The organism is Haloferax volcanii DS2, from assembly GCF_000025685.1.
Lineage (GTDB): Archaea > Halobacteriota > Halobacteria > Halobacteriales > Haloferacaceae > Haloferax > Haloferax volcanii.
The window spans coordinates 1,437,640-1,463,889 of sequence record NC_013967.1 but is presented as its reverse complement, the minus strand read 5'-3'; the positions used below and the strand labels follow the sequence as shown (position 1 = coordinate 1,463,889).

Below are 26,250 nucleotides of genomic sequence, written 5' to 3'. Positions count from 1 at the left end.
TCACCTCGCTATCACTACGCCATGCGACTTCGTTCCCGTCGGCGGCGGCCGACCGTGCGCGTCACCCAACACGGCGACCCCGGCGACGACGACCTGCTTTTCGTCCTCGGGTGGGGCAACGAGCCGGGTCACCGGAGCGTCGAGTGGCTCCTCGACCGCCTCACCTACGAGGGCTACCACGTCCACGCCGTCGAACTGCCGACGAACGGCTGGGAGTTCGAGCGCCAGTACGTGAGTCCGGTGCGGGCGTACGCGGTCGACCGCGACATCGACCTCGTGCTCAGCCACAGCACCGGCGGCCTCGTCGCCGCCCACCTCGACCTCGCGGTTCGGAACGTCTTTCTGAGCCCGTGGTGGGGGACGGCGATTTCGGGGCTCGCCGCCCTCCTGTTTCCCCTCGTCAGTCGGCTGCCGACGACCAAACCTATCGTCCCGTCCGGCATCTCCCGCGTGGACCTCGGCGAACTGAAACTCGCCGCCGAACTGGCCGACGCCCCGGCTAACGCCTCGCCCGCCTTTCTCCGCATGATTCGCGGCGCGCAGGCGTCGCTGCCGCCGTTCCGCCCCGACGACGTGGTGTTTGTCTCGCTTTCGGACCGGGTCGTGGACGTTCGCGCAATCGGCGACCGGACGCCGGCATCGAACCTCGTCCCGTACGACGGCGGTCACGAGTTCTTCGCCAGTGAGGGCCGCGAGCGGACGCTTTCCACGGTGCTCGACGCCCTCGACGGCGTCGACGCGTCGTCGCTCCGGGCGAACGGCGCTGACGCGACCGACTCGGCCGACGGAACCGAACGCCCGCAGCCGACGGACTGACGAGCAACGAGGTCGCACGGTCGGTCGGCCGGGTGCCGGGTCGCCGCCGGGCGACCACTCTCGGAGCGTCGCCGCGACGCGGTCGGCGGTTCTACATAAATCGACCGACCTCTTTTCGACGCGAGAATAGAAAATCGAAAGACGGCGTCGACCTCGGTGCACGCCGTGTGTCGCAGTATCTAGTAACCTTTAACCGGCAAAAGACGGTATTTGCGGGCAAGATGGCGAGCAACAAGATTCTGGGTATCGACCTCGGCACCACGAACAGCGCGTTCGCGGTGATGGAGGGCGGCGACCCGGAGATTATCGTGAACGCAGAAGGCGACCGAACCACCCCCTCCGTCGTCGCGTTCACCGACGACGGTGAGCGGTTGGTCGGCAAGCCGGCGAAGAACCAGGCCATCCAGAACCCGGAGCGCACGATTCGGTCCATCAAGCGCCACATGGGTGAGGACGGCTACACCGTCGATATCGAGGGTGAGGAGTACACGCCGGAGCAGATTTCGGCGATGATTCTCCAGAAAATCAAGCGCGACGCCGAGGACTACCTCGGCGACGAACTCCAGAAGGCCGTCATCACCGTCCCCGCGTACTTCAACGACAAACAGCGGCAGGCGACGAAGGACGCCGGCGAAATCGCGGGTCTCGACGTCGAGCGCATCGTCAACGAGCCGACCGCCGCGTCGATGGCCTACGGCCTTGACGACGAGTCGAACCAGACCGTGCTCGTCTACGACCTCGGCGGCGGCACCTTCGACGTGTCCGTCCTCGACCTCGGCGGCGGCGTCTACGAAGTGGTCGCCACCAACGGGGACAACGACCTCGGCGGCGACGACTGGGACGAAGCCATCATCGAGTGGCTCGCCACCGAGTTCGAAAACGACCACGGCATCGACCTCCGCGAGGACCGACAGGCGCTCCAGCGTCTCAAGGACGCGGCCGAGGAGGCCAAAATCGAACTCTCCTCGCGCAAGGAGACGACCATCAACCTCCCCTTTATCACGGCGACGGACTCCGGACCGGTCCACCTCGAATACGACCTGACCCGCGCGAAGTTCGAGTCGCTCACCGCTGACCTCATCGACCGGACGGTCGAGCCGACCGAGCAGGCGCTCGAAGACGCCGGCTACGACAAAGGCGACATCGACGACGTCATCCTCGTCGGCGGCTCCACCCGGATGCCGCAGGTCCGAGACAAGGTCGAAGAACTGCTCGGCTCCGAGCCGAAGAAGTCCGTCAACCCCGACGAGGCCGTCGCGCTCGGCGCGGCCATTCAGGGCGGCGTTCTCGGCGGCGAGGTCGACGACATCGTCCTCCTCGACGTGACGCCGCTGTCGCTCGGTATCGAGGTCAAAGGCGGTCTCTTCGAGCGCCTCATCGAGAAGAACACGACGATTCCGACCGAGGAGTCGAAGATATTCACCACCGCGGCCGACAACCAGACGACGGTGCAGGTCCGCGTCTTCCAGGGCGAACGCGAGATGGCCGAGGACAACGAACTCCTCGGCGAGTTCACGCTCTCCGGCATCCCGCCGGCCCCCGCGGGCACCCCGCAGATCGAAGTCGGCTTCAACATCGACGAAAACGGCATCGTCAACGTCTCCGCCGAGGACAAAGGCTCCGGCAACGCCGAGTCCATCACCATCGAGGGCGGCGCGGGCCTCTCCGACGAGGAAATCGACCGCATGCAACAGGAGGCCGAACAGCACGCCGAAGAGGACAAAGAGCGCCGCCGCGCCGTCGAGGCCCGCAACGAGGCCGAGGGCGCGGTCCAGCGCGCGGAGACGCTCCTCGAAGAGAACGAGGAGAACGTCGACGACGAACTCCGCGCCGACATCGAGGCCGCCGTCGAGGACGTGGAAGCGGTGCTCGAAGACGACGACGCCTCCACGGACGAACTCGAAGACGTGACCGAGGAGCTCTCGAAGGAACTGCAGGAAATCGGCAAGCGCATGTACCAACAGCAGGCGCAGGCGCAGGCCGGCGGTCCCGGCGGCGCTGGCGCTGGTGCGGGCGCGGCGGGCGGCCCCGGCGGTGCGGACCCCGAGGACTTCGTCGACGCCGACGCGGACTTCGACGAGGACGACGAGGACAACTAACCACAGGTGGACGGTCGGGTCGCAGAGAGACCCGACGCCGGCGGTCGAATCCGGGCGAAACCCCCGGTTTGACCCCGTTCGCGCTCGCCGCGATACGAGAGACGGACTTTTCAAATACCTTCACCGGCTACAAGAGAGCAACTGATGAGCGAGGACTTCTACGACGTACTCGGGGTCTCGCGGGACGCCTCGAAAGACGAAATCAAGAACGCGTACCGCAAGAAGGCCGCGAAGTACCACCCCGACGTTTCCGACGAGGACGACGCCGAGGAGAAGTTCAAGAAGGTCCAGAAGGCCAAGGAGGTGCTCACGGACGACGAGAAGCGGCAGATGTACGACCAAGTCGGCCACGAGCGCTTCCAGCAGTCCCAGAAACGCGGCGGCGGCGGTGGCGGCCGCGGACAGGGCAATCCCTTCGGCGGCGGCGGCAACCCGTTCGGCGGCATGGGCGGCGGTGGCGGCGGCTTCGAGGACATCTTCAACAACCTGTTCAACGGCGGCGCGGGCGGCCAACAGCGCAACCGTCCCCAGCAGGGCCGCGACGTGGCCCAGCGCATCTCAATCGACCTCGAAGACGCCTACCACGGCGTCGAGCGCGACGTGACGATTCGCCGCCGCGAGGTCTGTCCCGAGTGCGACGGCGAGGGCCATCCCGAGGACGCCGACGTGAACACCTGTTCGGAGTGTAACGGCTCGGGCCAGCAGACGACGGTCCAGCAGACCCCCTTCGGCCGCGTCCAGCAGACGACGACCTGTCGCGCCTGCGGCGGCGAGGGCGAGACGTACAGCGAGGACTGTTCGGAGTGCCGCGGGAGCGGGCGCGTCCGTCGCACTCGCGACGTGACCATCACCATCCCCGCCGGCTTCCGCGACGGCCAGCGCCTCCGCTACCGCGGCGAGGGCGAACCCGGCGAGAACGGCGGTCCCAACGGCGACCTGTTCGTCGAGGTCAACGTCCGCGACCACGACGAGTTCGACCGCGACGGCGACGACCTCCGCTACACCCATCCCATTTCCTTCCCGCAGGCCGTCTTCGGCGCGACCGTCGAGGTGCCGACGCTCGACGGCGAGGAGGAACTGAAGGTGCCCGCAGGCACCCAAAGCGGGTCGACGTTCACCGTTTCCGGCGCGGGGATGCCCCACCTCGACGGCCGTGGCAACGGCGACCTGCACGTCGAGGTCCACGTCGTCACGCCCGAGGACCTCAACAGCGAGCAGCGCGAGGCGCTCAAAGAGTTCGCCGAGGCCGGCGGCGAGGAGGTCAAAGAGGGCCTCTTCCAGAAGCTGAAGAACTCGCTGTGAGCGATTTCCGACACCGCCACGCTCTCGTGTGTGGCGGCCGTCGGTTCGGCCGATGTCCTACACGAAAGCGAACTACGAGGACGTAGACGCGGTCGGCGGCGGGCTCCACTTCCTGCGAGACGAACTCGACTGCGTCGAACTCGGCTTCAGCGTGTTGGAGGCCGACCCCGACTGGTCCGGCAAACCCCACGACCACGCCGAGCAGGGCCACGAGGAAGTGTACTACCTCGTCTCGGGCGAGGCGACGCTCGTCGTCGAGGACAAGGAACTCGACCTCGAACCCGGCGACGCCGTGCGCGTCTCGCCTGAGGACACGCGCGAACTCCGAAACGGCCCCGAGGAGAGCACGTTCGTCATCGCGGGCGCGCCCTGAGTCGTCGCGCCGGCGTCGTCTCGGCGCTGCTCGCCTGGACTCCCCCGCGTTCTCGAACCGCGAGCACGCCTCGGGGGCTTTTTTCGCGCCGACTCCCTACGACCGGCCATGGACGTTATCGGTGACCTCATGGCCCGCGACCGGCGGAGCGACCGACTCGCGCTCCGGGTCGACGGCCCCGGCCGGACCTACACGTACCACGACCTCATCACGACCTCGTACAAGGCCGGGAACGTCCTCCGCTACCTCGGCGTCCGCAAGGGCGCTCGCGTCGCGGTCGACCCGGCGCCGCTCCCCGAACCGCTGTTGACGTTCCTCGGGGCGGCCCAACTCGGCGCGGTGACGGCGTTCGACCCCGCAGTGGAGGCGCGGGCGACCGTCGTTCCCGTCGACAGCGAGGAAGCATTCGAGGACCTGCCGCCGGGGCAGAAACTCGCCGTGTTCGGCGGCCCGCCGAGTTCGCCCGCGACGACCCACTGGGAACAGGAGGTCTGGAGCGAGAACCCCGCGGTCCACCCGGAAGTCGTCTCGCCCGCCGACCCGGCGCTCGTCGCTGACGACCGCGAGTTCACTCACGGCGACCTGCTCGACGCGGCCCGCGAGGTCGTCGCTGACTTCGACCTCGAAGCGGGCGACACGGTCGCGGTCCGGTCGTCGCTTTCTCACCCCGGAACCGTCGTCGCCGGCGTGCTCGCGCCGCTTTTGGCCGGCGGCACGGTTCGGATTCCCGTGGACGACGAGGCCGTCGAAGCGGCGCTCGCCGTCGGCGGCGGGGTCCCCGAGTCGGTCGCGCTCGCGCCCGACGACGTGTGGTGACCACGACGCGTAGGGTGGAGAGACGTCACCGAAAGCTCCAACTATTAATTCGGATTTGAGATTGAATTCTATCTCGGTGTTAAATTCGGAATTTTCACCGCTATATTTATAGTCCGGCTGTATCGTTAGTGCAAACACGTTGCATGTCACAGTCTGGCATCGTATCTCTCTGGAACCGGTATCGTTCGGTCGGCATCGTCTACCGAATCGGGGTCGCGTTCGTCCTCGGGTCGCTCGTCGGCCTCGTCGTCGGCGAACCCGCGACGGCCTTGAAACCGGTCGGTGACCTGTTCGTCCGACTGCTGAAGATGCTCATCGTCCCCATCGTGGTGTTCACGCTCCTGATGGGCGTCCGGCAGCTCTCGCCGTCGTCGCTCGGTCGCGTCGGCGCGCAAGTCGTGGGGCTGTACGCGCTCACGTCCGCGTTTGCGGTCGCCATCGGACTCGGGGTGAGCAACCTCGTCTCCCCCGGCTCCCGCGGGCTCGAAGAACTGCTCGCCGGTGCCGAGGCACAGAGCGCCGAGGCCCCCGACGCCGTCGAAGTCGTCCTCAACGTCGTCCCGACGAACCCAGTGGGCGCGATGGCCGACGGTGGCGTGTTGCCGACCATCTTCTTCGTCGTCGTGTTCGGCCTCGGCCTCACGCTGGCGTGGGAAGAGACCGACGACGAGCAGGTCAAACGCGGCATCGAGACGTTCTTCGACCTCGCTGACGCCGGCGCGGAAGCGATGTACAAGGTCGTCTGGGGGGCGATGGAGTTCGGCGTTCTCGGCGTCTTCGCGCTGATGGCCAACGTCTTCGGCACCGCCGGCGTGGACGCAATTCTCCCGTTCGCGCTCCTCATCGGAACGATGCTCCTCGCGGCCGTCGTCCACATCGGGCTCGTCTACCTCGGCACGTTCGTCGTCGGCGTCGCGGGGCGGTCGCCGGTCGCGTTCCTCTCCGGAGCGCGCGACGCGATGGTGACCGCGCTGAGCATCCGGTCGTCGTCCGGGACGCTCCCGGTGACGATGTCCGACGCGGACGAGAACCTCGGCATCGAAGAGCGCATCTACGGCTTTACCCTCCCGCTCGGCGCGACCATCAACATGGACGGCACGGCGATGTACCAGGGCGTCGCGGCCATCTTCGCGGCGAACATCGTCGGCGTGAACCTCTCTCTGGTCGACCAGTTCGCGGTCGTCGCGGTGGCCGTGCTGGCGAGCATCGGCACCGCCGGTGTGCCCGGGTCGGGGCTCATCATGCTCACGCTCGTCTTGACGCAACTCGGCCTGCCGCTCGAAATCGTGGGGCTCGTCGCCGGCGTCGACCCAATCCTCGACCGCATCCGGACGATGGTGAACGTGACCGGCGACCTCGCGGTGACGACGGTCGTCGCCACGTGGAACGACGCGGTCGACTTCACCGCCGACGCGTGGAACGACGGCGTCGGCGCGGCGCTGTCCGACTGAACGAAGGCGGAAAAACCGCTTCAGGATGCGTTTTCTATCTTTTCGAGCGACTCGGGATTCTCGATGCTGCTCATGTCACCGAGGTCCTCGCCCGCGTAGATGGAGGCGATGGCGCGGCGGATGATTTTGCCCGACTGCGTCTTCGGGAACTCGTCGACGAACAGGATTTCCCGTGGGCGGAACGGCTTGCCCAACTCGTCGCCGACGACGCCCCGAAGCTCCTCGCGGAGGTCGTCGCTCTCGTCGATACCGTCTTCTAGGACGACGTAGGCGACGACGGCCGTCCCGGTGGTGTCGTCGGGGACGCCGACCGCGGCGGCCTGGTTCACCGCGTCGTGTTCGATGAGCGCGCCTTCGACCTCGGCGGGGCCGACCTTGCGGCCGGCCACGTTGAGCGCGTCGTCGGCGCGGCCGTGGAGGAACCAAAAGCCGTCTTCGTCTTTCTGCGCCCAGTCGCCGTGGTCCCAGAGGCCGTCCCACGACGACCAGTAGGTGTCGAGGTAGCGGTCGTCGCCCTCCCAGAGGCTCTTGGTCATCGACGGGCAGGAGTCGCGGGCGACGAGGAAGCCCCGCTCGTGGCTGTCGGCGATGGACTCGCCCGAGGAGTCCGCGATGTCGATGTCCATCCCGAGGCCGGGGCCGCCGAGCGAGCAGGGTTTGAGCGGTTGGGTCGGCATCGGCATGAGGAAACAGCCGCAGATTTCGGTGCCGCCGGAGATGTTGATGATGGGTGCCTCGCCGCCGCCGACGTGTTCGTAGAACCACTGCCACGACTCGGGGTCCCACGGCTCGCCGGTCGACCCGAGCAGGCGGAGGCTCGACAGGTCGTGTTTCTCGACCTCCTCGTCGCCGTACTTCCGCAGGGCTCGGATGGCCGTCGGCGAGATGCCGAAGGTGGTGATGCGGTGGCGCTCTATCATCTCCCAGAAGCGGTCCGGGTTCGGGTAGTCTGGCGCGCCCTCGTACATGAAGATGGTGCCGGCGAAGGTGTGGTTACCGATGAGCGTCCACGGGCCCATCATCCAGCCGATGTCGGAGACCCAGAAGAAGCGGTCTTCGGGCTTCTGGTCGAAGCCGAAGTGAATCTCCTTGGCGGTCTGCATCTGGACGCCCGCGTGGGTGTGGACGATGCCTTTCGGCTTGCCGGTCGTTCCCGAGGAGTACAGCAGCATCGACTCGGCGTCCGACGGCAGGCGTTTGGTTTCGTACTCGGAGTCGGCCGCGCCGACGGTGTCGCCCCACCACTCGTCGCGGCCCTCGGTCCACGGCACGTCGGCGTCGCTCTCATCGCCCTCGTCACCGAACCGCCGGTAGACGACGACGTTCTCGACGCAGCCCGCTTCCTCGATGGCCTCGTCGGCGGTCGGTTTCAGTCGGACCTCGGAGCCGCGGCGGTAGAAGCCGTCGGCGGTGAAAAGCACCGAGCACTCGGGGTCTGCGAGGCGGGTCGCGGTGGCGTCGACGCCGAAGCCGGAGAAGATGGGGACGGCTATCGCGCCGACCTTGAAACAGCCGTAGAGGATAGAGATGACCTCGGGGACCATCGGCATGTAGAGCCCGACGGTATCGCCGGTCTCGACGCCGTACGATTCGAGGACGTTGGCGACGCGGTTGGCCTCGCGGTAGAGGTCGTGGTAGGTCCGCTGGACGACCTCGCCGCCTTCGCCCTCCCAGATGCAGGCGACGCGGTTCCGGTTCCCGGAACCGACCGCGGCGTGGCGGTCGAGGGTGTTGTGGGCGACGTTTATCTCGCCGCCGGGGTACCAGCGGGAGAACTGCGGCCCCTCCGAGTCGTCGCGGACCGCGTCGTACTCCTCGTAGAAGTCAACGTCGAGGTAGTCGACGAGCTCGTCCCAGAACCACTCGACGCCCGAGGCACCGACGCCCGGCACCTCGGTCGTCGTTCGCTCGATGAGCTCGTCGTAGTCCTCGATGTCGTGTTCCCGCATGAAGCGGGTGACGTTGGCGTCCTCGACGAACGCCGGGTCCGGTTCGTGCACCACGGTGTCGGTGTCGGGTACGTCCATGAACCGAGCTACCGCGACCGGAACCATGAATCTTTACTGTTCTTTCGTTGAGTTCGACGGACGCGACGGCCATCGGCGGCCCGGCCCGAGGCGTTTTTGTCGGCCGGTGTGCTAGGGGTAGACATGTACGTCCGAGACGCGAAGAACCGAGACGAGGTCTGGTTGCTCGACTCGCTGGACGAACTCGGACTCGACGACGGCTCCTTCCGGTCCCGCGATTACGTCATCGCGCTCGACGAGGAGTCCGGCGAGAAGGCGGGCTTCGGGCGCATCCGGGTCCACAAGACCGACGAGCCGTTCTGCGAACTCACCTGCGTCGGCGTCTCGGAGCGGTGGCGCGGACAGGGCGTCGGCGCGCACGTCGTCGAGCGACTGGTCGACCGCGCCGCCGCCGAAGACTTCGACACCGTCTACGGCTTCACCTCGGACCACGGCTACTGCGCGCAGTTCGGCTTCGAGGCGGTCGACGCCGAGGACCTCCCCGAGGGGCCGCGGCAGCGACTCGACCGGGTCAGGGAAGCCGACGGCGACGCCATCGCGCTCCGACTCGACCGCGAGGCGTTTTCGATGCCCGAGCGCCTCCGCGAGCGGTTCAAGGCCGCCGCGCCCGCGAGCGCCGGGGACGCCGAACCCGAACTGACCGCCGAGGACTTCGGCTACGACGAGGAGACGCCGACGAAGTACTCGACGAATCTGCGGCGCTGAGCCGGGTCCGACTCAGGTCCGGTCGTCGAGGAAGTCGGTGCTGAAGACGATCCAGGTCAGCACGCTACAAAACAGAATCGGCGGGAGGATGGCGAAGCCCCAGAGCGGTTCGAGCCCTTGCAGGAGGATGAGTACCACGTCGGCCAGTCCGAGCGCGAGGAACGGCGCGGTCGCCAGCGCGGCGCGCTTGCGGTTCTTGCCGCCCGTCTCTTCCGGGAGCGGGCCGGGTGAGGCGTCGCCGGCCGAGGCGTCCGAGGTCGTGGTCGACGAGGGCGCGTCCATGCGGGTCCGTCGGGGCCCGACGAGCAAAAACGGTCCGCCTTCCGGTCGGGGTTCCACGGTCGATACGCCCCCGCGTCCGCGGCGAGCGACGCCGACTTACCGCGCGTTCTCCACGCGCGAGGCGTACTCGACGAGTCCGAACAGCACCCCGAGGAGAGCGGCCGAGAGCACCATCCCGTAGAGGCTGAAGGCGAGGGGACTTGTCGGCAGCGAGAGGACGCCGAACAGCGATATCTCGGCGGCGACTTGGCCGCCGTTCTCACCGATGAAGAGGCCGAGGATGCCCGAGATGACTACGACGCTCGCGCCGACGAGGAGCAGGATTCGTCGTCCGCCGGATGTGTCGTTCACGACGCCGCGTTAGGGCCGCGCCGTATAGTCGCTTGCGGGACGACGCGATTGGCGGTGCCCCCCGGAGCCGCCGCCAGCGTCTGCCGGCCGAGGCGACAGTCTCGGGGAGCCGAACGAACTAAGCCACCCCACGCGAATGAGCGCCCAATGCCCGAAGCACTCGTCGAACGCGCCCGCGAAGCGCTCGACAACGCCTACGTTCCCTACTCTGAGTACACCGTCGGAGCGGCGCTCAGGACCGCCGACGGCGAGGTCTACGTCGGCTGTAACATCGAGAACGCGAACTACTCCAACAGCCTCCACGCCGAGGAAGTCGCCGTCGCGGAGGCCGTGAAGAACGGTCACACCGAGTTCGACCGCCTCGTCGTCACCTCGGGGGCGCGCGACGGCGTCACCCCCTGCGGGATGTGCCGCCAGACGCTCGCGGAGTTCTGCGACGAGGACCTCCCGGTCGTCTGCGACCTCGGCGGCGACGACGTGGCCGAGTACACGCTGGGCGAACTCCTCCCGAACACCATCTCGCTGGACACGCTGGAAGCCGCCGCGGCGAAGCGCGACGCCGACGAGTAACGTGTCGCCCGCCGCCGACCGCGGAATCGCCCCGCTCGCGCTCGCGCTCGTCCTGCTCGTGGTACTCTCGGGGTGTACGTCCTCATCGCCGTCACCGCCGGTCGTAGACGCTGCTCTCGGTGCCCCGTCGGCCGACGCGAGCGACGGCGACAACGGAGCCGTCTCGGCCGCCGTCGGCGGAACCGGGTCGTCGGCGTCGGAGACGCGTCCCGCCGACACCGCCGACAACCCGTGGGGGCACGCGCCCGTCGTCGTCGGCGTCGACGCGCCCGCGGACGGCCGCGACTACGCCTCGCTCGTCGAATCGGCGGTCGACTACTGGCGGGCGAACGCGTCGGCGGTCGCCTACGACCCGGCGTTCGTCGTGAGACCGAACAGTTCGGACCCGGACGTGACCGTCTCGGTCGTCGAGCGAATCGACGGCTGCGGCGACGACGCCGGCGCGGACGCGGTCGGCTGTGCGCCCCTCTTGGACGGCGACGACCCGACCGCGCCGACGGAGCCGGTCACGGTGGTCGTCGCCGTCGGCTACGACGACGAGACGACCCAGATGGTTCTGAAACACGAGTTCGGCCACCTACTCGGGCTGACCCACGACGACGCCGACGCGTTTCCCGTGCTGTCCGAGCGCGTCGAGACGACGCGACTGCCGGAACCGGACGCCGGCGAGCGGGAGTCGCCCTTCCGCGAGCGAACCGTCGCGGTCCACGTCGACCTCTCGAACGTCTCGCCCGGCGAGCGGGCGACCCACGAGGCCGAAATCGACCACGCGCTGTCGTACTACGAGGGCGGGGCCGACGGCGTCGCGCCCGCGAACCTCTCGTTCGAACGCGTCTCCAACCCCGAGATGGCGGACGTGACGCTCTCGGTGTCGGCGTTCCGCGACGGCGGCTCTGGCGTGCGCTGGCGGCGGACCGGCGTCGACGCCGACGACGACGCGGCGCTGGAGTGGTACACCGGCGGCGACCTCGTCGTGGACGCCGACCTCGCCCCGTCGCTGGTCGACTGGTACGTCGGCGCGGGACTCGGCTACCTGTTTGCGGCCGACGAGAGAGCCGACCTCCCGCCGCCGTTCCGCGACGGCGACCCCGCCGACGACCGGGCGTGGCGCGGTCTCGCGGGCGAGACGGCGGGAAACGCGACGACGCCCGCGATGACCCCTCGGAGAACGCAAGAATTTCCATCGGTGGCCCGCGAGTAATGCCATGAACGACAGTGAGGACCCGAACGACGAGGTCCAGTACCACCTCGAAGTCGGTCCCGCGGACCTCGCCGACGCGGTGTTGCTCCCGGGGAACCCCGAGCGCGTGGACAAGGTGACGGCGCTGTGGGACGACCACGAGGAGAAGGCCTCCCACCGCGAGTACCGGACCGCCACGGGCAGTTACGACGGGACGCCGATTTCGGTTACCTCGACGGGCATCGGGAGTCCCTCGGCTGCCATCGCCGTGGAGGAACTCGCCCGCGTCGGCGCGGACACCTTCATCCGCGTCGGCTCCTGCGGCGCGATTCAGCCCGAAATGGACGTGGGCGACCTCGTCATCACTTCGGGCGCGGTCCGACAGGAGGGCACCTCCAAGGAGTACGTCCGAGAGGACTACCCCGCCGTCGCCGACCACGAGGTCGTCTCGGCGCTCGTCGCGGCCGCGGAACGACTCGGCTACGACTACCACGTCGGCCTCACGATGAGCGCCGACTCCTTCTACGCGGGGCAGGGTCGCCCCGGCTTCGAGGGCTTCCGCGCCGCCGGCTCCGACTCGCTGGTCGAGGAACTCCGCGAGGCGAACGTGAAGAACATCGAGATGGAGGCCGCGGCGCTCCTGACCATCGCCAACGTCTACGGCCTCCGCGCGGGGGCCGTCTGCTCGGTGTACGCGAACCGCGTCACCGGCGAGTTCCGCACCGAAGGCGAATCGCGCGCGGCCGAGACCGCCAGCCTCGCGGTCCACCTCCTCGCGAAGATGGACGAAGTCAAGCGTGAGGCGGGCGTCGACCGCTGGCACGCGGGCCTCAGTCTCGACTAATCCGACAACCGTCGAATCCGGATTTCGACGCTCTGGGGGCGTAGCGGCCAAAATCACCCCGGCTGTGGAGACGGTTTCAAAGCCCCTTTATCGGATGACTGCGCATCCGACGACATGAGCACGCAGGTCGTCGTTCTCGGCTCGGGGTACGCCGGGGCCGGCGCGGTTACAACCCTCGAAGAAGAGCTCGGTCCGGACGCGCAACTCACGTGGGTCGCCGAACACGACTACCACCTCGTCCTCCACGAGGTCCACCGCTGCATCCGCGACCCGAGCGTCGAGTCCAGCATCACCATCCCGGTCGACGACATCAAAGACGACTCGACGGAGTTCGTCAAGGGTCGCGCGACCGACGTGGACGTCGACGAGCGCGCAGTCGAGCTCGAAGGCGGCGACACCGTCGACTACGACTATCTGCTCGTCGCCATCGGCTCTTCGACCGCCTTCTTCGGTATCGAGGGCCTCGAAGAGTTCGCCCACCAGCTCAAAGGTCTCGACGACGCCCGCGAGATTCACCAGGAGATAAAGGAGGCGGCCGCCGACGCCTCCCGCGACGACCCCGCGCAGGTCGTCATCGGCGGCGCGGGTCTCTCCGGCATCCAGACCGCCGCCGAGGTCGCGGAGTACCGCGACACGAACCGCGCACCCATCGACATCAAACTCGTCGAGGGGATGGACGAAATCTTCCCCGGAAACGACCCCGAACTGCAGGGCGCGCTCCGGCGTCGCGTCGAAGACCTCGACATCGACATCCTCACCGGCGACTTCATCTCGAAGGTCGACGAGGAGACCGTCTTCATCGGCGGCGGCGAGGACGAAGCGCCCGAGGAACTCGACTACGACGTGCTCGTCTGGACCGGCGGCATCACCGGCCAGCCCGAGGCGTCCGACGTGGAGCTCGAACAGGACGAGCGCTCCCATCGCTTCTTCGCTGAGGAGGACTTCCAGACCAGCGACGACCGCGTCTTCGCGGTCGGTGACTGCGCCCTCGTCGAGCAGGGGCCCGACAACGTCGCGCCGCCGACGGCGCAGGCCGCCTGGGACGCCGCTGACGTGGCCGGCGAGAACATCGCCCGGGCCATCGCCGGCAAGCCGCTCAAGCGCTGGACGTTCACCGACAAGGGGACGGTCATCTCCATCGGCCACGACGCCGTCGCCCACGGCGTGAAGTTCCCCGTCTTCGGAGAGTTCCCCGTCAACGTCTTCGGCGGCCCGCTCGCGCGGACGCTGAAGAAGGGCATCGCCGCGAACTGGATTGCAGACGTCACGTCGCCGAAGCGCGCGCTCTCCGCCTGGAACGACCTCTAACTCGGAACACGCGCCCGACCGCCGGGTGACGCGGCACCCGCCGCCCGACGCTCGTCGACTCGGTTTCGATTTCTCCGGCTCTGTCGCACCCCCCGCGTACTGACGAGTCGCGTCGCCGTTCGCCGGGGTCAATCGGTGGCGCGAACCGTATCACCAAGCCGAACGGACCGCTTCGCCGTCCGAACGCCGGTCCTGCCGGTCGGAGTGCGCGGAGAGTGCCCGGAAAAAGACGGAAAGTAAAGCGTGGTTAGTGCTGGGGTTCGCCGACGGGTGCCTGCATGTCGTCGATGCGGAGGATGAGGATGTTGCTCGTGTCGTCCTTGCCGTCGAGCGTGCCGTCGATGACGAGCTTCGAGAGGGGCGTCGGACCGACGCGAATCTTGTCGCCCTCGTGGAACTCGCGGACGGAGCCCTGCACGTGAATCTCGGCGCGGCACAGCTCGGGGTGGTGGACGCTGGAGAGGTCGATTTCGTCGACGTTGACGCCTTCGACTTCCTCGTCGTTGTGGAACAGAGGGACGAACGCGGGCTCGTCCATCTTGTCCACGTCGAGCGCCTCGTAGGCGTTCGCGGTCGGCTTGTAACCGCCCTTCGGACCGGGGACGCCCTCGACCAACTGGAGTGCCTTCAGGCTCTGCATCTGGTTTCGGATGGTGCCGGGGTTTCGGTTGACTTCGGCCGCGATATCCTCACCTTTTACGGCGTCTTCGGAGTCCCGATAGAGGTTGATGAGTGCAGTCAAGATAGTTTTCTGACTCGACGTGAGCTCGATTGATGACATGGAGAATGGTTCGCTACATACGTCCTTAAATCCGATGGATGACGCCTCGAATCTGCCGTTCGTCTACTTTGTAACCGTATCACACTCATGAATGTTCATTCCGAACCTCGATTCGGCCTCGATGCTGTCGATAGCACTATACGGCTCACGAGACTCCGGTAGCACATGAACGGGAAACGAGTCCTCGTGACCGGCGGTGCCGGCTTCATCGGTTCGAATCTCGCGAACCATCTCGCCGACGAAAACGAGGTCGTCGCCGTCGACGACCTCTACCTCGGCACGCCCGAGAATCTCGACGACGCCGTGGAGTTCCACGACGCGAGCGTGCTCGACGACGACCTCCCGACCGACGACGTGGACGTGGTGTTCCATCTGGCGGCGCTGTCGTCGTACAAGATGCACGAGGAGAACCCGACGAAGGCCGCGCGCGTCAACGTCGAAGGCTTCGTGAACACGGTCGAGCAGGCGCGAAACGACGGCTGTGACACCGTCGTCTACGCCTCAACCTCCTCGATTTACGGCTCGCAGACCGAGCCCTCGCCGGAAGAGATGCCGGTCGAGGCGCGCACGGGCTACGAAGCGTCGAAACTCGCCCGGGAGCGCTACGCGGAGTACTTCCACCACCACTACGATATGCGGACGGCCGGGCTTCGGTTTTTCTCGGTGTATCAGGGCTTCGGCGGCGCGGAGGAACACAAAGGCGAGTTCGCCAACACGGTCGCGCAGTTCACCGACAAAATCGCGGCCGGCGAGTCGCCGGAGCTGTTCGGAGACGGCACCCAGACCCGCGATTTCACCCACGTCGACGACATCGTTCGCGGCATCGAACTCGCCGCCGACCACCGGCTACAAGGCATCTACAACCTCGGCACCGGCGAGAGCTACTCGTTCAACGAGATGGTCGACATGATAAACGAGGCGCTCGGCACCGACGTCGAACCCGAATACATCGAAAACCCCCTCGACGTGTACGTCCACGACACGAAAGCCGACTGCACGAAGATACGCGAGGCGACCGGCTGGGAACCCAAAATCTCCTTCGAGGAGGGCCTCCGGCGCGTCTGCGAACCGTATCTCGACGAGTAGCCCGTGCGTTCCGCCGGGCGACGGCCTCCCCGGAGGTGACAGATAGCATTATCAATAAGGGTGTTTTCCGATGCCACTAAACGGCCCGAACGAGTGGGTCATCTATGGAACGGAACGTCAGAATTCTGGGTGCACCGACGGACTACGGTGCCAATCGACGCGGGGTGGACATGGGTCCCTCCGCGATTCGATACGCTGGACTCGCGGGGGAACTGGAGTCCGCGGGCGTCTCACCGACTGACGCCGGCGACCTCGCGGTCCCGCATCACGCGACGCGGGACGCCGACGCCGGGGCGACGAACGCGAAGCACGTCAAGGAAGTCGAAGAGGTGACGCGGAGCCTCGCCGACGCCGTCTCGACCGCGCTCGCCGAGGGGACGACCCCGCTCGCGCTCGGCGGCGACCACTCCATCGCCATCGGCTCGCTGGTCGGCAGCGCCCGCGACGCCGACATCGGCGTCATCTGGTTCGACGCTCACGGCGACTTCAACACGCCGAGCACCTCGCCGTCCGGCAACGTCCACGGCATGCCGCTGGCCGCCGCGCTCGGCATCGGTGACTTCGCGGGCGTCGAGTGGGCGAACGCCGCCGGCCTCAAAGAGGAGAACGTCGCTATCGTCGGCTTGCGCTCCGTCGACGACGCGGAGGCCGAGGCGATTCGCGACAGCGACGTGACGGTGTACACGATGTCGGACATCGATGAGCGCGGCATCACCGACGTGACGAACGACGCCCTCGACGTGGCGACCGACGGGACCGACGGCGTCCACATCAGCCTCGACCTCGACTGGCTCGACCCCCGCGAGGCCCCCGGGGTCGGGACGCCCGTCCGCGGCGGCGTGACCTACCGCGAAGCCCACGCGGCGATGGAACTCGTCGCCCGCTCGGAGGCCATGCGCTCGTTCGAACTCGTGGAGGTCAACCCCATCCTCGACGAGCACAACGAGACTGCGACGCTCGCGACCGAACTCGCCGCAAGCGCCTTCGGCAAGCGCATCCTCTGATGTCGACGCCGAGAGAAGCCCCCGCGCCGCACGACCTCGCCGCCGGCGTCGTCGTCCTCCGGGAGAACTCCGTGCTCGCGGTCTACGAGAAGGACCGCTGGGGACTGCCGAAAGGCGGCTCCGAACCCGGTGAGTTCTTCTTCGAGACCGCCGCCCGCGAGGCCGCAGAGGAGACCGGCGTCGAAGTCGAAATCCAGTCGCTCGCCTTCACGAGCGAGATTCGCGCTCCGGACCACCGCATCTATCTCCAGCGGTTCTACCACGCGACGCCCGTCGCCGACGACCCGACGCCGTCGCCGAGCGACCCCGACGACGAAATCGAGGCGGCGAAGTTCCTCCCGCTGACCGCCCTCGGGTCGACGCTCACCTACCGGCCGCGGGTCGAACCGCTCCGCGACTGGCTCCGGGACCGCAAGCCGCGACACTACACCTACGACCTGACCAGAGAACCCTCGGACGTGGAGAAGTAGCCGACTACGAGGTTCGACCGATGGCGGTCCCGTTTTTTCGCACGACTCGGACGACGTAGCCGACGGCCGCGCCGACCCCACCGACGGCGAGCGCGAGCGCCGCTCCGGCGACGAGCGGGTACGCGACCCACAGCGGCGACTCCATCGTCGAAACCGGGACGAACAGGTTGGCCGCGAAGCCGAGACACGGGCCGAAGGCGAGCACGATACCCTCGCCGGCGCGCGTGCCGATATTCTCGCCGCGGGCGACGTGTGCCGCGACGCCGGCGACGACCAGTACCGCGCCCGCGTCGACGACGAGCGACTGCACGGCCGTCGGCGGTTCGAGGTTCCACGCCCGAAGCGCGGTCAGGCCGCCGAGGACGACGACGAACGCGAGCGCCGAGACGCCGACGATTCTCGACCGCGGTCGCACGCTCATACCGGTAGGACCTCCGGCCGAGATAAATGTCTTCGGGGAGCGACGGTCGGAGCCGCGGCTCTCCGGCGGGGGTCCGCGAAAAAAAGTCTCGCGGGGAGCCGTTACTCGTCGTCCGCGTCGGCTTTCGCGTCGGCTTTCGCGTCGGTTTCCGCGTCCTCTTCCACGCTGTCCGCGTCGTCCAGTTCCTCGCCTTCGGTCGTCATCGCGGCCGGAATCACGTCGACGGAGGCCACGTCGTCGCCCTCGTCGAGGTCCATCACGATGACGCCCATCGTGTTGCGGCCGACCGTCGAGATGTCCTCGACGGGGGTCCGGAGAATCTGCCCCTCGTCGGACATGACGACGAGGTGGTCGCCCTCGCCGACGGTGTTGATGGCGCAGACCGGGCCGTTCCGCTCGTTTGCCTTGATGTCGATGAGACCCTTGCCGTTTCTGGACTGCGTGCGGTAGGCGTCGAGGTCCGTGCGCTTCCCGTAGCCGTTCTCGGTGACGGTGAGAATCCAGCTGTGGTGGTCCTCGTCGATGGCTGCTACGCCGGCGACCACGTCGTCGCCTTCGAGTTTGATGCCGCGGACGCCGCGGGCCGAGCGCCCCATCGCGCGCACCTCGTCCTCGTCGAAGCGGATGGACATTCCCCGTTCGGTGCCGATGACGAGGTCGCTTTCGCCGCCCGTGACCTCCACGTCGACGAGTTCGTCGCCCTCGTCGAGTTTGGTGGCGATGATGCCCGTCGAGAGGATGTTCTGGAAGCGGTCGGTACCGGTCCGCTTGATGTAGCCGTTCCGGGTCACCATCGTTAGATAGCCCTCGATATCTTCGAGGTCGTCGCAGTTGACGACGGCCGTAATCTCCTCGCCGTCGTCGAAGTCGAGGAGGTTGACCGCCGACTTCCCGCGGGCGGTCCGCGACATCTCGGGGACCTGGTAGGCCTTGAGTTGGTAGACCTGCCCGTGGTTGGTGAAACAGAGCAGGTCGTCGTGGGTGTTCGTGACGAACACCGACGAGACGTTGTCGCCTTCCTTGAGGTCCGTCCCGATGATGCCCTTGCCGCCGCGGTGCTGGTCGCGGAACCGGGAGACCGGCATCCGCTTGATGTAGTCGTCCTCGCTGACGACGACGACCACGTCCTCCTCGGGGATGAGGTCGGCGCGGGTGACCTCGCCGGTGTTGGCGACGAACGAGGTCCGCCGGTCGTCGGCGTACTCGTCTTTGATGTCGAGCAGTTCGGACTCGATGACGGCGTCGAGTTCCGACTGGTCGCCGAGGATGGTTTCGAGGCGCTCGATGGTCGCCTGCACGTCCTCGTACTCGGCTTCGATTTCGGCCGCCTCCATCGAGGTGAGCGAGCCGAGCTGCATCGAGACGATGTGGTTCGCCTGCTCCTCGGAGAAGTCGAACGTCGGCAGCGGTTCACCGCCGACTTCGACTTCGACCTCGCCGCGGAGCGCGGCCTTCGCGTCGTCGCGACTCTCGGAGTTGCGGATGGTCTCGACCACGTCGTCGATGTTGTCGAGGGCCTTCAGGCGGCCGTCGAGGATGTGCGCGCGGTCTTCGGCCTCGGCGAGTTCGTACTCGGAGCGCCGGCGAACCACGTCGCGGCGGTGGTCGAGGTAGTGTTCGAGCGTCTCCTTGAGCGTCAGCACCTGCGGCTGTCCGTCGACGAGCGCGAGGTTGATGACGCCGAACGTGGATTCGAGGTGGTTGTCGAGCAGCTGGTTCTTGACGACCTCGGCCATCACGCCGCGCTTGAGTTCGATGACGACGCGGATGCCGTCGCGGTCGGACTCGTCGCGGATGTCGCGGATGCCTTCGATTTTACCCTCGTTCACGTCGTCGGCGATGCGCTCGATGAGGCGGGCCTTGTTCTCCTGATACGGGAGTTCGTTGATGACGATGCGGCCTTCTTCCTCGAACACGTCGTAGTCGGCGCGGACGCGGACGCGACCGCGACCCGTCTTGTACGCCTTGTGGACCGCGTTGCGGCCGACGATGTTCGCGCCGGTCGGGAAGTCCGGCCCCTTGATGTGTTCCATCAGGTCCGCGACGGTCGCGTCGGGGTTCTCGATGAGTTCGACGGTGGCGTCGACGACCTCACCGAGGTTGTGCGGCGGGATGTTCGTGGACATCCCGACCGCGATGCCGGACGACCCGTTGACGAGCAGGTTCGGGAACGACGACGGCAGCACCGTCGGCTCCTGCTTGCGGTCGTCGTAGTTCGACTGGAAGTCGACGGTGTCCTTGTCGATGTCGTCGAGGAGTTCCTCGGCGATGGGGGACATCCGCGCCTCCGTGTAGCGCATCGCGGCCGGCGGGTCGCCGTCGACGGAGCCGAAGTTACCCTGGCCGTCGACGAGCGGGTAGCGCATGGAGAAGTCCTGCGCCATGCGCGCGAGGGTGTCGTAGATGGCGGAGTCGCCGTGGGGGTGGTAGTCACCCATCGTCTCGCCCACGATGGACGAGGACTTGCGGTGCGACGAGTTGGAGGTCACGCCGGCCTGATGCATCGCATACAGGATGCGCCGGTGGACCGGCTTCAGGCCGTCGCGTACGTCGGGCAGCGCCCGCCCCGCGATGACCGACATCGCGTAGTCGATGTACGACTGCTCCATCTCGTCTTCGATGCGCGCGTTCTTGACTTCGGCCGCGATACCCGCGCCCGGTTCGAACGAATCTGGTGCGTCAGAACTCATATTAGATGTCTACCCATTCGGCGTCGTTCGCGTGGTCCTTGATGAACTGCTTTCGCGGCCCGACGGCGTCGCCCATCAGAATGTTGAACATCCGGTCGGCGGCGGCGGCGTCCTCGACGGTGATGCGCTTGAGGACGCGGTTTTCGGGGTTCATCGTCGTGTCCCACAGCTGGTCGGGGTTCATCTCACCGAGTCCCTTGAACCGTTGGACCTGCGTGGGGTTGCCGTTGCATTCCTCCTCGATGATGCGGTCCCGCTCGGCCTCGTCCATCGCGTCGTAGGTGTTGCCGCGGTAGCGGACGCGGTACAGCGGCGGTTGGGCCGCGTACACGTAGCCGGCCTCGATGAGCGGGCGCATGTGGCGGTACAGGAGCGTGAGAAGCAGCGTCCGGATGTGCGCGCCGTCGACGTCGGCGTCGGTCATCAGGATGAGCCGCTGGTAGCGCGCCTTCTCGATGTCGAACTCGTCGCCGACGCCGCCGCCGATGGCGGTGATGAGCGCCCGTATCTCGTCGTTTTCGAGGATGCGGTCGAGACGGTGTTTCTCGACGTTCAGAATCTTCCCCTTGAGGGGTAAAATCGCCTGGAATTTGCGGTCGCGGCCCTGCTTGGCCGAGCCGCCCGCGGAGTCGCCCTCCACGATGAACAGCTCGGACTCGGCGGGGTCGCGGCTCTGACAGTCCGCGAGCTTCCCCGGCAGCGAGGTGGATTCGAGCGCGGACTTGCGGCGGGTGAGCTCCTCGGCCTGCTTCGCGGCCTTGCGGGCGCGGGCGGCCTCGACGGCCTTCGAGATGATGGCCGTCGCCGTGTCCGGGTTCTCCTCGAAGAACGTCCCGAGCTGTTGGTGGGTGACGCTCTCGACGATGCCGCGGACCTCGGAGTTACCGAGTTTGGTCTTCGTCTGGCCCTCGAACTGCGGGTCGGGGTGTTTGATGGAGATGACGGCGGTGAGTCCCTCGCGCACGTCCTCGCCGCGGAGGTTGTCGCCGTCGAGGTCGTCCAGCATGTCGTGGGTGTTCGCGTAGTCGTTGACGACGCGGGTGAGCGCCGTCTTGAACCCGGTCAGGTGCGTGCCGCCCTCGCGGGTGTTGATGTTGTTGGCGAAGGCGTGAATCGACCCCTGCAGTTCGTCGGTCGCCTGCATGGCGATTTCGACCTCGATGCCCTCCGACTCGTCGTCGTAGTAGATGACGTCGTCGTGGAGGGCCGTCTTGGTCTCGTTGAGGTACTCGACGAACTCGCGGATGCCGCCCTCGAAGAGGAACGTGCTCGACTCGTCGGTCCGCTCGTCGGAGAGCGAAATCTCGACCCCGGAGTTGAGGAACGCGAGCTCTCGCAGGCGGTTTTCGAGCGTCTTGAAGTCGAACTCGGTCGTCTCGAAGATACCGTCATCCGGCCAAAAGCGGATGGTCGTCCCGGTGTCTTCGCCGGGTTCGAGGTCGCGCACGCGCTCGAACTCCTCGACCTGCGGCTCGCCCACCTCGAAGCGGTGTGTCCACACCGCGCCGTCGCGTTTGACCTCGACTTCGAGTTCGCTCGACAGCGCGTTGACGACGGAGACGCCGACGCCGTGGAGGCCGCCGGAGACCTGGTAGGACTTGTTGTCGAACTTCCCGCCGGCGTGGAGGACGGTCATGATGACCTCCAGCGCGGGTCGGTCGTACTGTTCGTGCGTATCTACCGGAATCCCGCGGCCGTTGTCGGTGACGCTGACAGAGCCGTCCTCGTGGAGGGCGACCTCGATGGCGTCGCAGTGGCCCGCGAGCGCCTCGTCGATGGAGTTGTCGACGACTTCGTAGACGAGGTGGTGGAGTCCGCGAGAATCGGTGGACCCGATGTACATCGCCGGACGCTTTCGAACGGCTTCAAGCCCTTCGAGGACCTGAATCTGTCCGGCCCCGTACTCGTTATCCTGAGACATCTGAACAGGCCTAGGATAGCCCGTCCCTTAAAGACTCGCACGCGCGGGCGCGTACTACTTACTGGAGTCCCGCGTAGCGGTTTCCGACATCGGAGACGCCGACCGACCGACCCGCGTTTCGTGGGTGACTCTGTGTATCATTATCCGGCGTTCCGGCGCGAACGCCCCTCGAAGCGCGTCAACGCCCCGAGTTCACTTTCACTCCGCTGCCGGTGAGTACTTAACGCGGGACTGGGTAGATGCGCATCAGGAAATGACCTCGTTCCAGTCGACACTCGGTGACGAGCCGGGGATCGCAGAGGAGCTGGCGAAGGGCCAGCGGGAGATCTCCATCGCCGAGTTCTTCGAGAAGAACAAGCACATGTTGGGCTTCGACAGCGGAGCCCGCGGGTTGGTCACCGCCGTCAAGGAGGCGGTGGACAACGCGCTCGACGCCACGGAGGAGGCGGGCATCCAGCCCGACATCTACGTGGAAATCGCCGAGGCGGGCGACTACTACCGCCTCGTCATCGAGGACAACGGGCCGGGCATCACGAAAGAGCAGGTGCCCAAAGTGTTCGGGAAGCTCCTCTACGGCTCTCGCTTCCACGCGCGCGAACAGTCCCGCGGTCAGCAGGGTATCGGTATCTCCGCGGCGGTCCTCTACTCGCAGCTGACGAGCGGGAAGCCCGCCAAGGTGACGAGCCGGACGCAGGGCTCGGAGGACGCCGAGTACTTCGAACTCGTCATCAACACGGACCAGAACGAACCCGAGATTCGCACCGAGAAGACGACTTCGTGGGACCGCCCCCACGGCACGCGCATCGAGTTGGAGATGGAAGCCAACATGCGCGCCCGCCAGCAGCTCCACGACTACATCCTCCACACGGCGGTCGTCAACCCCCACGCACGCATCGAACTCCGGGAACCCGGCCTCGACGAGCCGATGAAGTTCGAGCGGGCGACCGACCAGCTTCCGAAACAGACGAAGGAGATCCGTCCCCACCCCCACGGCGTCGAACTCGGGACGCTCCTGAAGATGCTCTCGGCGACCGAGTCGTACTCCGTGTCCGGCTTCCTCCAAGAGGAGTTCACCCGCGTCGGCGCGAAGACCTCCGACAAGATTCACGACGCCTTCCGCGACCGGCACTTCGGCCGCGAGATGACGTGGCGGACGCCCGACGCGTCCGAGGCCGACGACCTCGTCGCCGTCGTCGAGGACGCCGTCGCCAACAAGGGCAAAGAGGCGACCGCGGCGTTCGCGGACGAACTGGTCGATATCGTCGTCGGCAAGGACCGCATCGCCCACGGCGAACTCGTCACTGTCGTCGAAAACGCCGCCGAGACGGTCGGTGAGGACACCGACACCTCGTTCGGTGAGACGGTCCGCGAGAACGTCGTCGAGGCGCTGTGGCCCGCCCTCACCGACGACCGCGAGGGCGACGCGTACGCCATCGTCGACGACGTGACCACCACGCAGAAAGACGACGCCGGCAAGCTGTCGATGGCGCGCTCCATCGCCACGCAGTTCGCCGAGACGACCGGCCCGGCCGACCGCGCCACCCGCGACGACGTGGCCGAGTTCGTCTCGTGGGCCGCCGACCGAACCAAAGAGCGCGAGGACGAGACCTACGGCGAGACTGCACAGGAGAACATCGCCGACGCCATCTGGTCGCGGATGCGAACCGTCTCCGACGAGGTGCCGAAGGTCCGCGAGGTCGCCGACGACCGCGACGTGGCCCGCGACCTGCTCGACGCGATGCGCGAGACGGACATCCTCGCGCCGCCGACGGACTGTCTGTCTCCCATCTCGGCGGAACTCGTCGAAGCCGGCCTGAAAAAGGAGTTCGACGCCGACTTCTACGCCGCGGCGACCCGCGACGCCGAGGTCCACGGCGGCGACCCCTTTATCGTCGAAGCCGGCATCGCCTACGGCGGCGAACTCAAGTCCGAGGGGAAAATCGACCTGCTCCGCTTCGCCAACCGCGTCCCGCTGGTCTACCAGCAGGGCGCGTGTACCATCACCCACGTCGTCAAGGACATCGGCTGGCGGAACTACGGCCTCGACCAGCCGGGCGGCAGCGGCATGCCGAACGGCCCCGCGGTTCTGATGGTCCACGTCGCCTCCACGAACGTCCCCTTCACGAGCGAGTCGAAGGACGCGCTCGCGGACGTGCCGGCGATTCAAGACGAGGTCGAACTCGCCATCCGCGAGGCGGCCCGCGACCTCAAATCCTACCTGTCGAAGCGGCGGTCGCTCCAGAAGCGCCGCGAGAAACAGGACGTGCTCGGCCGCATCCTCCCGCAGATGGCGACGAAGCTCTCGGAGGTCACCGGGCGACCCGAGCCCAACATCGACGGCGCGCTCGGCCGCATCATGAACAACCTGACCGTCGAGCGGGCCGTCGACGACGGCGAGGTGACGCTCACGGTGACGAACCACTCCAACACGAACGAGTCGCCGGACATCACCGATATCGTCTCGGCCGAGCCGGGCGGTCTCGACGGCGAGGCGACGGTCGTCGGCCTCGACGGGGAGTGGTTCGTCAAGTGGAACCCCGAGGTGCCGTCCGGTGAGACGGCGACGCTCACGTACTCGGTCGCACAGGACGCGTCGTTCGACATCAACGTCGACGGCGTCGAGACGGAGAAACTCACGGTGAACGTATAATGGCATCCGACCAGCAGACATCCGAGGAACGCGCCCGCGAGCGTCTCATCGACCTCGCGGCGGAGTTCTACGACCAGTTCGACGCGGGGGAGATTCCGCACATGACGCTCCCGACGCGGACGAAAAGCAACATCGAGTACGACGAGGACGCCAACGTCTGGGTGTACGGCGACCGGACCTCGAAGCGCTCTGCGAACAGCGTTCGGGGGGCGCGAAAGCTCCTGAAGGCCGCCTACACCATCGAGTTCCTCGCGCGCCAACTCGACGAGGACCGCTCGTCAACCCTGCGTGAGCTGTACTACATCTCCGAGTCGTGGGACAACGAGGAGGCGCACTTTTCGGACCAAGACGAGTCCAACAAACTCATCGAGGACTTGGAAATCGTCAGCGAGGTCAAGCGCGAGGACTTCCACATGCGCCCGGAGGAGTCCGGCGCGAAGCTCATGGGCCCCCTCAAAATCCGCGAGCAGACGAACCGCGGCGACCGCGAGATTCACTGCCAGTTGGACGTGGGACAGGGCGGCTACCAGATTCCGAACAACCCCGACACCATCGAGTTCCTCGAACACGACATCGACTTCGTCATGTGCGTCGAGACCGGCGGGATGCGCGACCGACTCGTCGAAAACGGCTTCGACGACGACTACAACGCGCTCGTCGTCCACCTCGGCGGCCAGCCGGCGCGCGCCACCCGGCGTATCACCAAGCGCCTGCACGACGAACTCGACCTGCCGGTCGTGGTCTTCACCGACGGCGACCCGTGGTCCTACCGCATCTTCGGCTCGGTCGCCTACGGCTCTATCAAATCCGCGCACCTCTCGGAGTACCTCGCCACACCCGACGCGAAGTTCGTCGGCATCCAGCCGCAGGACATCGTTGACTACGACCTCCCGACCGACCCGCTCGCGGACTCCGACATCAACGCGCTCCAGTCCGAACTGGAGGACCCGCGGTTCATGGGCGACTACTGGACCGAGCAGATAGAGCTCCAACTCGACATCGGCAAGAAGGCAGAACAGCAGGCGCTTGCCTCCCGCGGTCTCGACTTCGTGACCGACGAGTACCTGCCGACGCGCCTCGACGAGATGGGTATCATCTAACCC

23 protein-coding genes are annotated in these 26,250 nt (G+C 66.9%); 16 read left to right on the top strand and 7 right to left on the bottom strand.

Going from position 1 to position 26,250, the window contains the following annotated elements:
- The first annotated feature begins 54 nt into the window (after positions 1-54).
- The 6 genes from HVO_RS12350 to HVO_RS12325 all read left to right on the top strand — a co-directional run bounded on the left by HVO_RS12350 (position 55) and on the right by HVO_RS12325 (position 6,857).
- Entirely contained in the window at positions 55-816 is a 762-nt protein-coding gene (locus HVO_RS12350) for an alpha/beta hydrolase (protein WP_004041483.1), read from the top strand.
- Positions 817-1,037: 221 nt separating this feature from the next.
- Positions 1,038-2,915, top strand: coding sequence for a molecular chaperone DnaK (gene dnaK, locus HVO_RS12345; RefSeq protein ID WP_004041481.1), 1,878 nt, complete (start codon positions 1,038-1,040; stop codon positions 2,913-2,915).
- Between the two features lie 144 nt (positions 2,916-3,059).
- Positions 3,060-4,217 (top strand): molecular chaperone DnaJ, encoded by a 1,158-nt coding sequence (gene dnaJ / locus HVO_RS12340; RefSeq protein ID WP_004041479.1) that lies wholly within the window; start codon positions 3,060-3,062, stop codon positions 4,215-4,217.
- A 52-nt stretch (positions 4,218-4,269) separates the two neighbouring features.
- Positions 4,270-4,590, top strand: a complete 321-nt coding sequence (locus HVO_RS12335; protein WP_004041476.1) for a cupin domain-containing protein — start codon at positions 4,270-4,272, stop codon at positions 4,588-4,590.
- 108 nt (positions 4,591-4,698) lie between these two features.
- Positions 4,699-5,406 carry an AMP-binding protein gene (locus tag HVO_RS12330; RefSeq protein WP_004041473.1) on the top strand — a complete coding sequence of 236 codons (708 nt, stop codon included), beginning with the start codon at positions 4,699-4,701 and terminating at the stop codon, positions 5,404-5,406.
- Positions 5,407-5,549: 143 nt separating this feature from the next.
- Positions 5,550-6,857 carry a dicarboxylate/amino acid:cation symporter gene (locus HVO_RS12325; RefSeq protein WP_004041471.1) on the top strand — a complete coding sequence of 436 codons (1,308 nt, stop codon included), beginning with the start codon at positions 5,550-5,552 and terminating at the stop codon, positions 6,855-6,857.
- A 20-nt stretch (positions 6,858-6,877) separates the two neighbouring features.
- Here the strand turns inward: HVO_RS12325 and HVO_RS12320 are convergent, their stop codons facing one another.
- Positions 6,878-8,884, bottom strand: coding sequence for an AMP-binding protein (locus tag HVO_RS12320; protein ID WP_004041469.1), 2,007 nt, complete (start codon positions 8,882-8,884; stop codon positions 6,878-6,880).
- 123 nt (positions 8,885-9,007) lie between these two features.
- Here HVO_RS12320 and HVO_RS12315 point away from each other — a divergent pair, with 123 nt between their 5' ends.
- Positions 9,008-9,589, top strand: coding sequence for a GNAT family N-acetyltransferase (locus HVO_RS12315; RefSeq protein WP_004041468.1), 582 nt, complete (start codon positions 9,008-9,010; stop codon positions 9,587-9,589).
- Between the two features lie 12 nt (positions 9,590-9,601).
- Here HVO_RS12315 and HVO_RS12310 read toward each other — a convergent pair whose 3' ends face one another.
- Both HVO_RS12310 and HVO_RS12305 read right to left on the bottom strand, forming a co-directional pair.
- The gene (locus HVO_RS12310; RefSeq protein WP_004041465.1) at positions 9,602-9,871 is read right to left on the bottom strand and encodes a hypothetical protein; all 270 of its coding nucleotides are present in this window, start codon (positions 9,869-9,871) and stop codon (positions 9,602-9,604) included.
- 96 nt (positions 9,872-9,967) lie between these two features.
- Positions 9,968-10,222 carry a DUF7520 family protein gene (locus HVO_RS12305; RefSeq protein ID WP_004041464.1) on the bottom strand — a complete coding sequence of 85 codons (255 nt, stop codon included), beginning with the start codon at positions 10,220-10,222 and terminating at the stop codon, positions 9,968-9,970.
- Positions 10,223-10,369: 147 nt separating this feature from the next.
- Between HVO_RS12305 and cdd the strand changes: the two genes are divergently transcribed.
- From cdd to HVO_RS12285, 4 genes are all read left to right on the top strand, one after another.
- Positions 10,370-10,792, top strand: coding sequence for a cytidine deaminase (gene cdd, locus HVO_RS12300; RefSeq protein WP_004041462.1), 423 nt, complete (start codon positions 10,370-10,372; stop codon positions 10,790-10,792).
- A 1-nt stretch (position 10,793) separates the two neighbouring features.
- Entirely contained in the window at positions 10,794-11,993 is a 1,200-nt protein-coding gene (locus tag HVO_RS12295; RefSeq protein ID WP_004041460.1) for a hypothetical protein, read from the top strand.
- A 4-nt stretch (positions 11,994-11,997) separates the two neighbouring features.
- Positions 11,998-12,816, top strand: a complete 819-nt coding sequence (locus tag HVO_RS12290) for a nucleoside phosphorylase (protein ID WP_004041459.1) — start codon at positions 11,998-12,000, stop codon at positions 12,814-12,816.
- Positions 12,817-12,930: 114 nt separating this feature from the next.
- Positions 12,931-14,124: an NAD(P)/FAD-dependent oxidoreductase gene (locus HVO_RS12285; protein ID WP_004041458.1), complete on the top strand. Its 1,194-nt coding sequence runs from the start codon at positions 12,931-12,933 to the stop codon at positions 14,122-14,124.
- A 247-nt stretch (positions 14,125-14,371) separates the two neighbouring features.
- On the opposite strand, the gene HVO_RS12280 is transcribed toward HVO_RS12285, so the two are convergent.
- Entirely contained in the window at positions 14,372-14,905 is a 534-nt protein-coding gene (locus HVO_RS12280) for an Rrf2 family transcriptional regulator (RefSeq protein WP_004041457.1), read from the bottom strand.
- A gap of 165 nt (positions 14,906-15,070) precedes the next feature.
- Here HVO_RS12280 and HVO_RS12275 point away from each other — a divergent pair, with 165 nt between their 5' ends.
- From HVO_RS12275 to HVO_RS12265, 3 genes are all read left to right on the top strand, one after another.
- Positions 15,071-15,991, top strand: coding sequence for an NAD-dependent epimerase/dehydratase family protein (locus tag HVO_RS12275; protein ID WP_004041456.1), 921 nt, complete (start codon positions 15,071-15,073; stop codon positions 15,989-15,991).
- Between the two features lie 104 nt (positions 15,992-16,095).
- The gene (gene rocF / locus HVO_RS12270; RefSeq protein WP_013035367.1) at positions 16,096-16,995 is read left to right on the top strand and encodes an arginase; all 900 of its coding nucleotides are present in this window, start codon (positions 16,096-16,098) and stop codon (positions 16,993-16,995) included.
- Positions 16,995-17,465: an NUDIX domain-containing protein gene (locus HVO_RS12265; protein WP_004041454.1), complete on the top strand. Its 471-nt coding sequence runs from the start codon at positions 16,995-16,997 to the stop codon at positions 17,463-17,465. Before rocF ends, HVO_RS12265 begins: the two co-directional genes overlap by 1 nt.
- Before the next feature lie 4 nt (positions 17,466-17,469).
- Here HVO_RS12265 and HVO_RS12260 read toward each other — a convergent pair whose 3' ends face one another.
- From HVO_RS12260 to gyrB, 3 genes are all read right to left on the bottom strand, one after another.
- Positions 17,470-17,886: a hypothetical protein gene (locus HVO_RS12260; RefSeq protein WP_004041453.1), complete on the bottom strand. Its 417-nt coding sequence runs from the start codon at positions 17,884-17,886 to the stop codon at positions 17,470-17,472.
- Positions 17,887-17,987: 101 nt separating this feature from the next.
- Positions 17,988-20,576: a DNA gyrase subunit A gene (gene gyrA, locus HVO_RS12255; RefSeq protein WP_004041452.1), complete on the bottom strand. Its 2,589-nt coding sequence runs from the start codon at positions 20,574-20,576 to the stop codon at positions 17,988-17,990.
- Position 20,577: 1 nt separating this feature from the next.
- Positions 20,578-22,497, bottom strand: coding sequence for a DNA topoisomerase (ATP-hydrolyzing) subunit B (gyrB, locus tag HVO_RS12250; protein ID WP_004041451.1), 1,920 nt, complete (start codon positions 22,495-22,497; stop codon positions 20,578-20,580).
- 253 nt (positions 22,498-22,750) lie between these two features.
- On the opposite strand from gyrB, the gene HVO_RS12245 reads away from it, so the two are divergent.
- Together HVO_RS12245 and HVO_RS12240 are read left to right on the top strand one after the other, a co-directional pair.
- Positions 22,751-25,147, top strand: coding sequence for a DNA topoisomerase VI subunit B (locus HVO_RS12245; protein ID WP_004041450.1), 2,397 nt, complete (start codon positions 22,751-22,753; stop codon positions 25,145-25,147).
- Positions 25,147-26,247: a DNA topoisomerase IV subunit A gene (locus HVO_RS12240; protein WP_004041449.1), complete on the top strand. Its 1,101-nt coding sequence runs from the start codon at positions 25,147-25,149 to the stop codon at positions 26,245-26,247. Before HVO_RS12245 ends, HVO_RS12240 begins: the two co-directional genes overlap by 1 nt.
- Positions 26,248-26,250 lie beyond the last annotated feature (3 nt).

Bases quoted from the DNA above. Each gene is read 5' to 3' on its own strand.
- dnaK (WP_004041481.1), top strand. From the start codon at position 1,038: ATGGCGAGCAACAAGATTCTGGGTATCGACCTCGGCACCACGAACAGC.
- dnaJ (WP_004041479.1), top strand. From the start codon at position 3,060: ATGAGCGAGGACTTCTACGACGTACTCGGGGTCTCGCGGGACGCCTCG.
- HVO_RS12335 (WP_004041476.1), top strand. From the start codon at position 4,270: ATGTCCTACACGAAAGCGAACTACGAGGACGTAGACGCGGTCGGCGGC.
- HVO_RS12330 (WP_004041473.1), top strand. From the start codon at position 4,699: ATGGACGTTATCGGTGACCTCATGGCCCGCGACCGGCGGAGCGACCGA.
- HVO_RS12325 (WP_004041471.1), top strand. From the start codon at position 5,550: ATGTCACAGTCTGGCATCGTATCTCTCTGGAACCGGTATCGTTCGGTC.
- HVO_RS12320 (WP_004041469.1), bottom strand. From the start codon at position 8,884: ATGGACGTACCCGACACCGACACCGTGGTGCACGAACCGGACCCGGCG.
- HVO_RS12315 (WP_004041468.1), top strand. From the start codon at position 9,008: ATGTACGTCCGAGACGCGAAGAACCGAGACGAGGTCTGGTTGCTCGAC.
- HVO_RS12310 (WP_004041465.1), bottom strand. From the start codon at position 9,871: ATGGACGCGCCCTCGTCGACCACGACCTCGGACGCCTCGGCCGGCGAC.
- cdd (WP_004041462.1), top strand. From the start codon at position 10,370: ATGCCCGAAGCACTCGTCGAACGCGCCCGCGAAGCGCTCGACAACGCC.
- HVO_RS12290 (WP_004041459.1), top strand. From the start codon at position 11,998: ATGAACGACAGTGAGGACCCGAACGACGAGGTCCAGTACCACCTCGAA.
- HVO_RS12285 (WP_004041458.1), top strand. From the start codon at position 12,931: ATGAGCACGCAGGTCGTCGTTCTCGGCTCGGGGTACGCCGGGGCCGGC.
- HVO_RS12280 (WP_004041457.1), bottom strand. From the start codon at position 14,905: ATGTCATCAATCGAGCTCACGTCGAGTCAGAAAACTATCTTGACTGCA.
- HVO_RS12275 (WP_004041456.1), top strand. From the start codon at position 15,071: ATGAACGGGAAACGAGTCCTCGTGACCGGCGGTGCCGGCTTCATCGGT.
- rocF (WP_013035367.1), top strand. From the start codon at position 16,096: ATGGAACGGAACGTCAGAATTCTGGGTGCACCGACGGACTACGGTGCC.
- HVO_RS12265 (WP_004041454.1), top strand. From the start codon at position 16,995: ATGTCGACGCCGAGAGAAGCCCCCGCGCCGCACGACCTCGCCGCCGGC.
- HVO_RS12260 (WP_004041453.1), bottom strand. From the start codon at position 17,886: ATGAGCGTGCGACCGCGGTCGAGAATCGTCGGCGTCTCGGCGCTCGCG.
- gyrA (WP_004041452.1), bottom strand. From the start codon at position 20,576: ATGAGTTCTGACGCACCAGATTCGTTCGAACCGGGCGCGGGTATCGCG.
- gyrB (WP_004041451.1), bottom strand. From the start codon at position 22,497: ATGTCTCAGGATAACGAGTACGGGGCCGGACAGATTCAGGTCCTCGAA.
- HVO_RS12245 (WP_004041450.1), top strand. From the start codon at position 22,751: ATGACCTCGTTCCAGTCGACACTCGGTGACGAGCCGGGGATCGCAGAG.
- HVO_RS12240 (WP_004041449.1), top strand. From the start codon at position 25,147: ATGGCATCCGACCAGCAGACATCCGAGGAACGCGCCCGCGAGCGTCTC.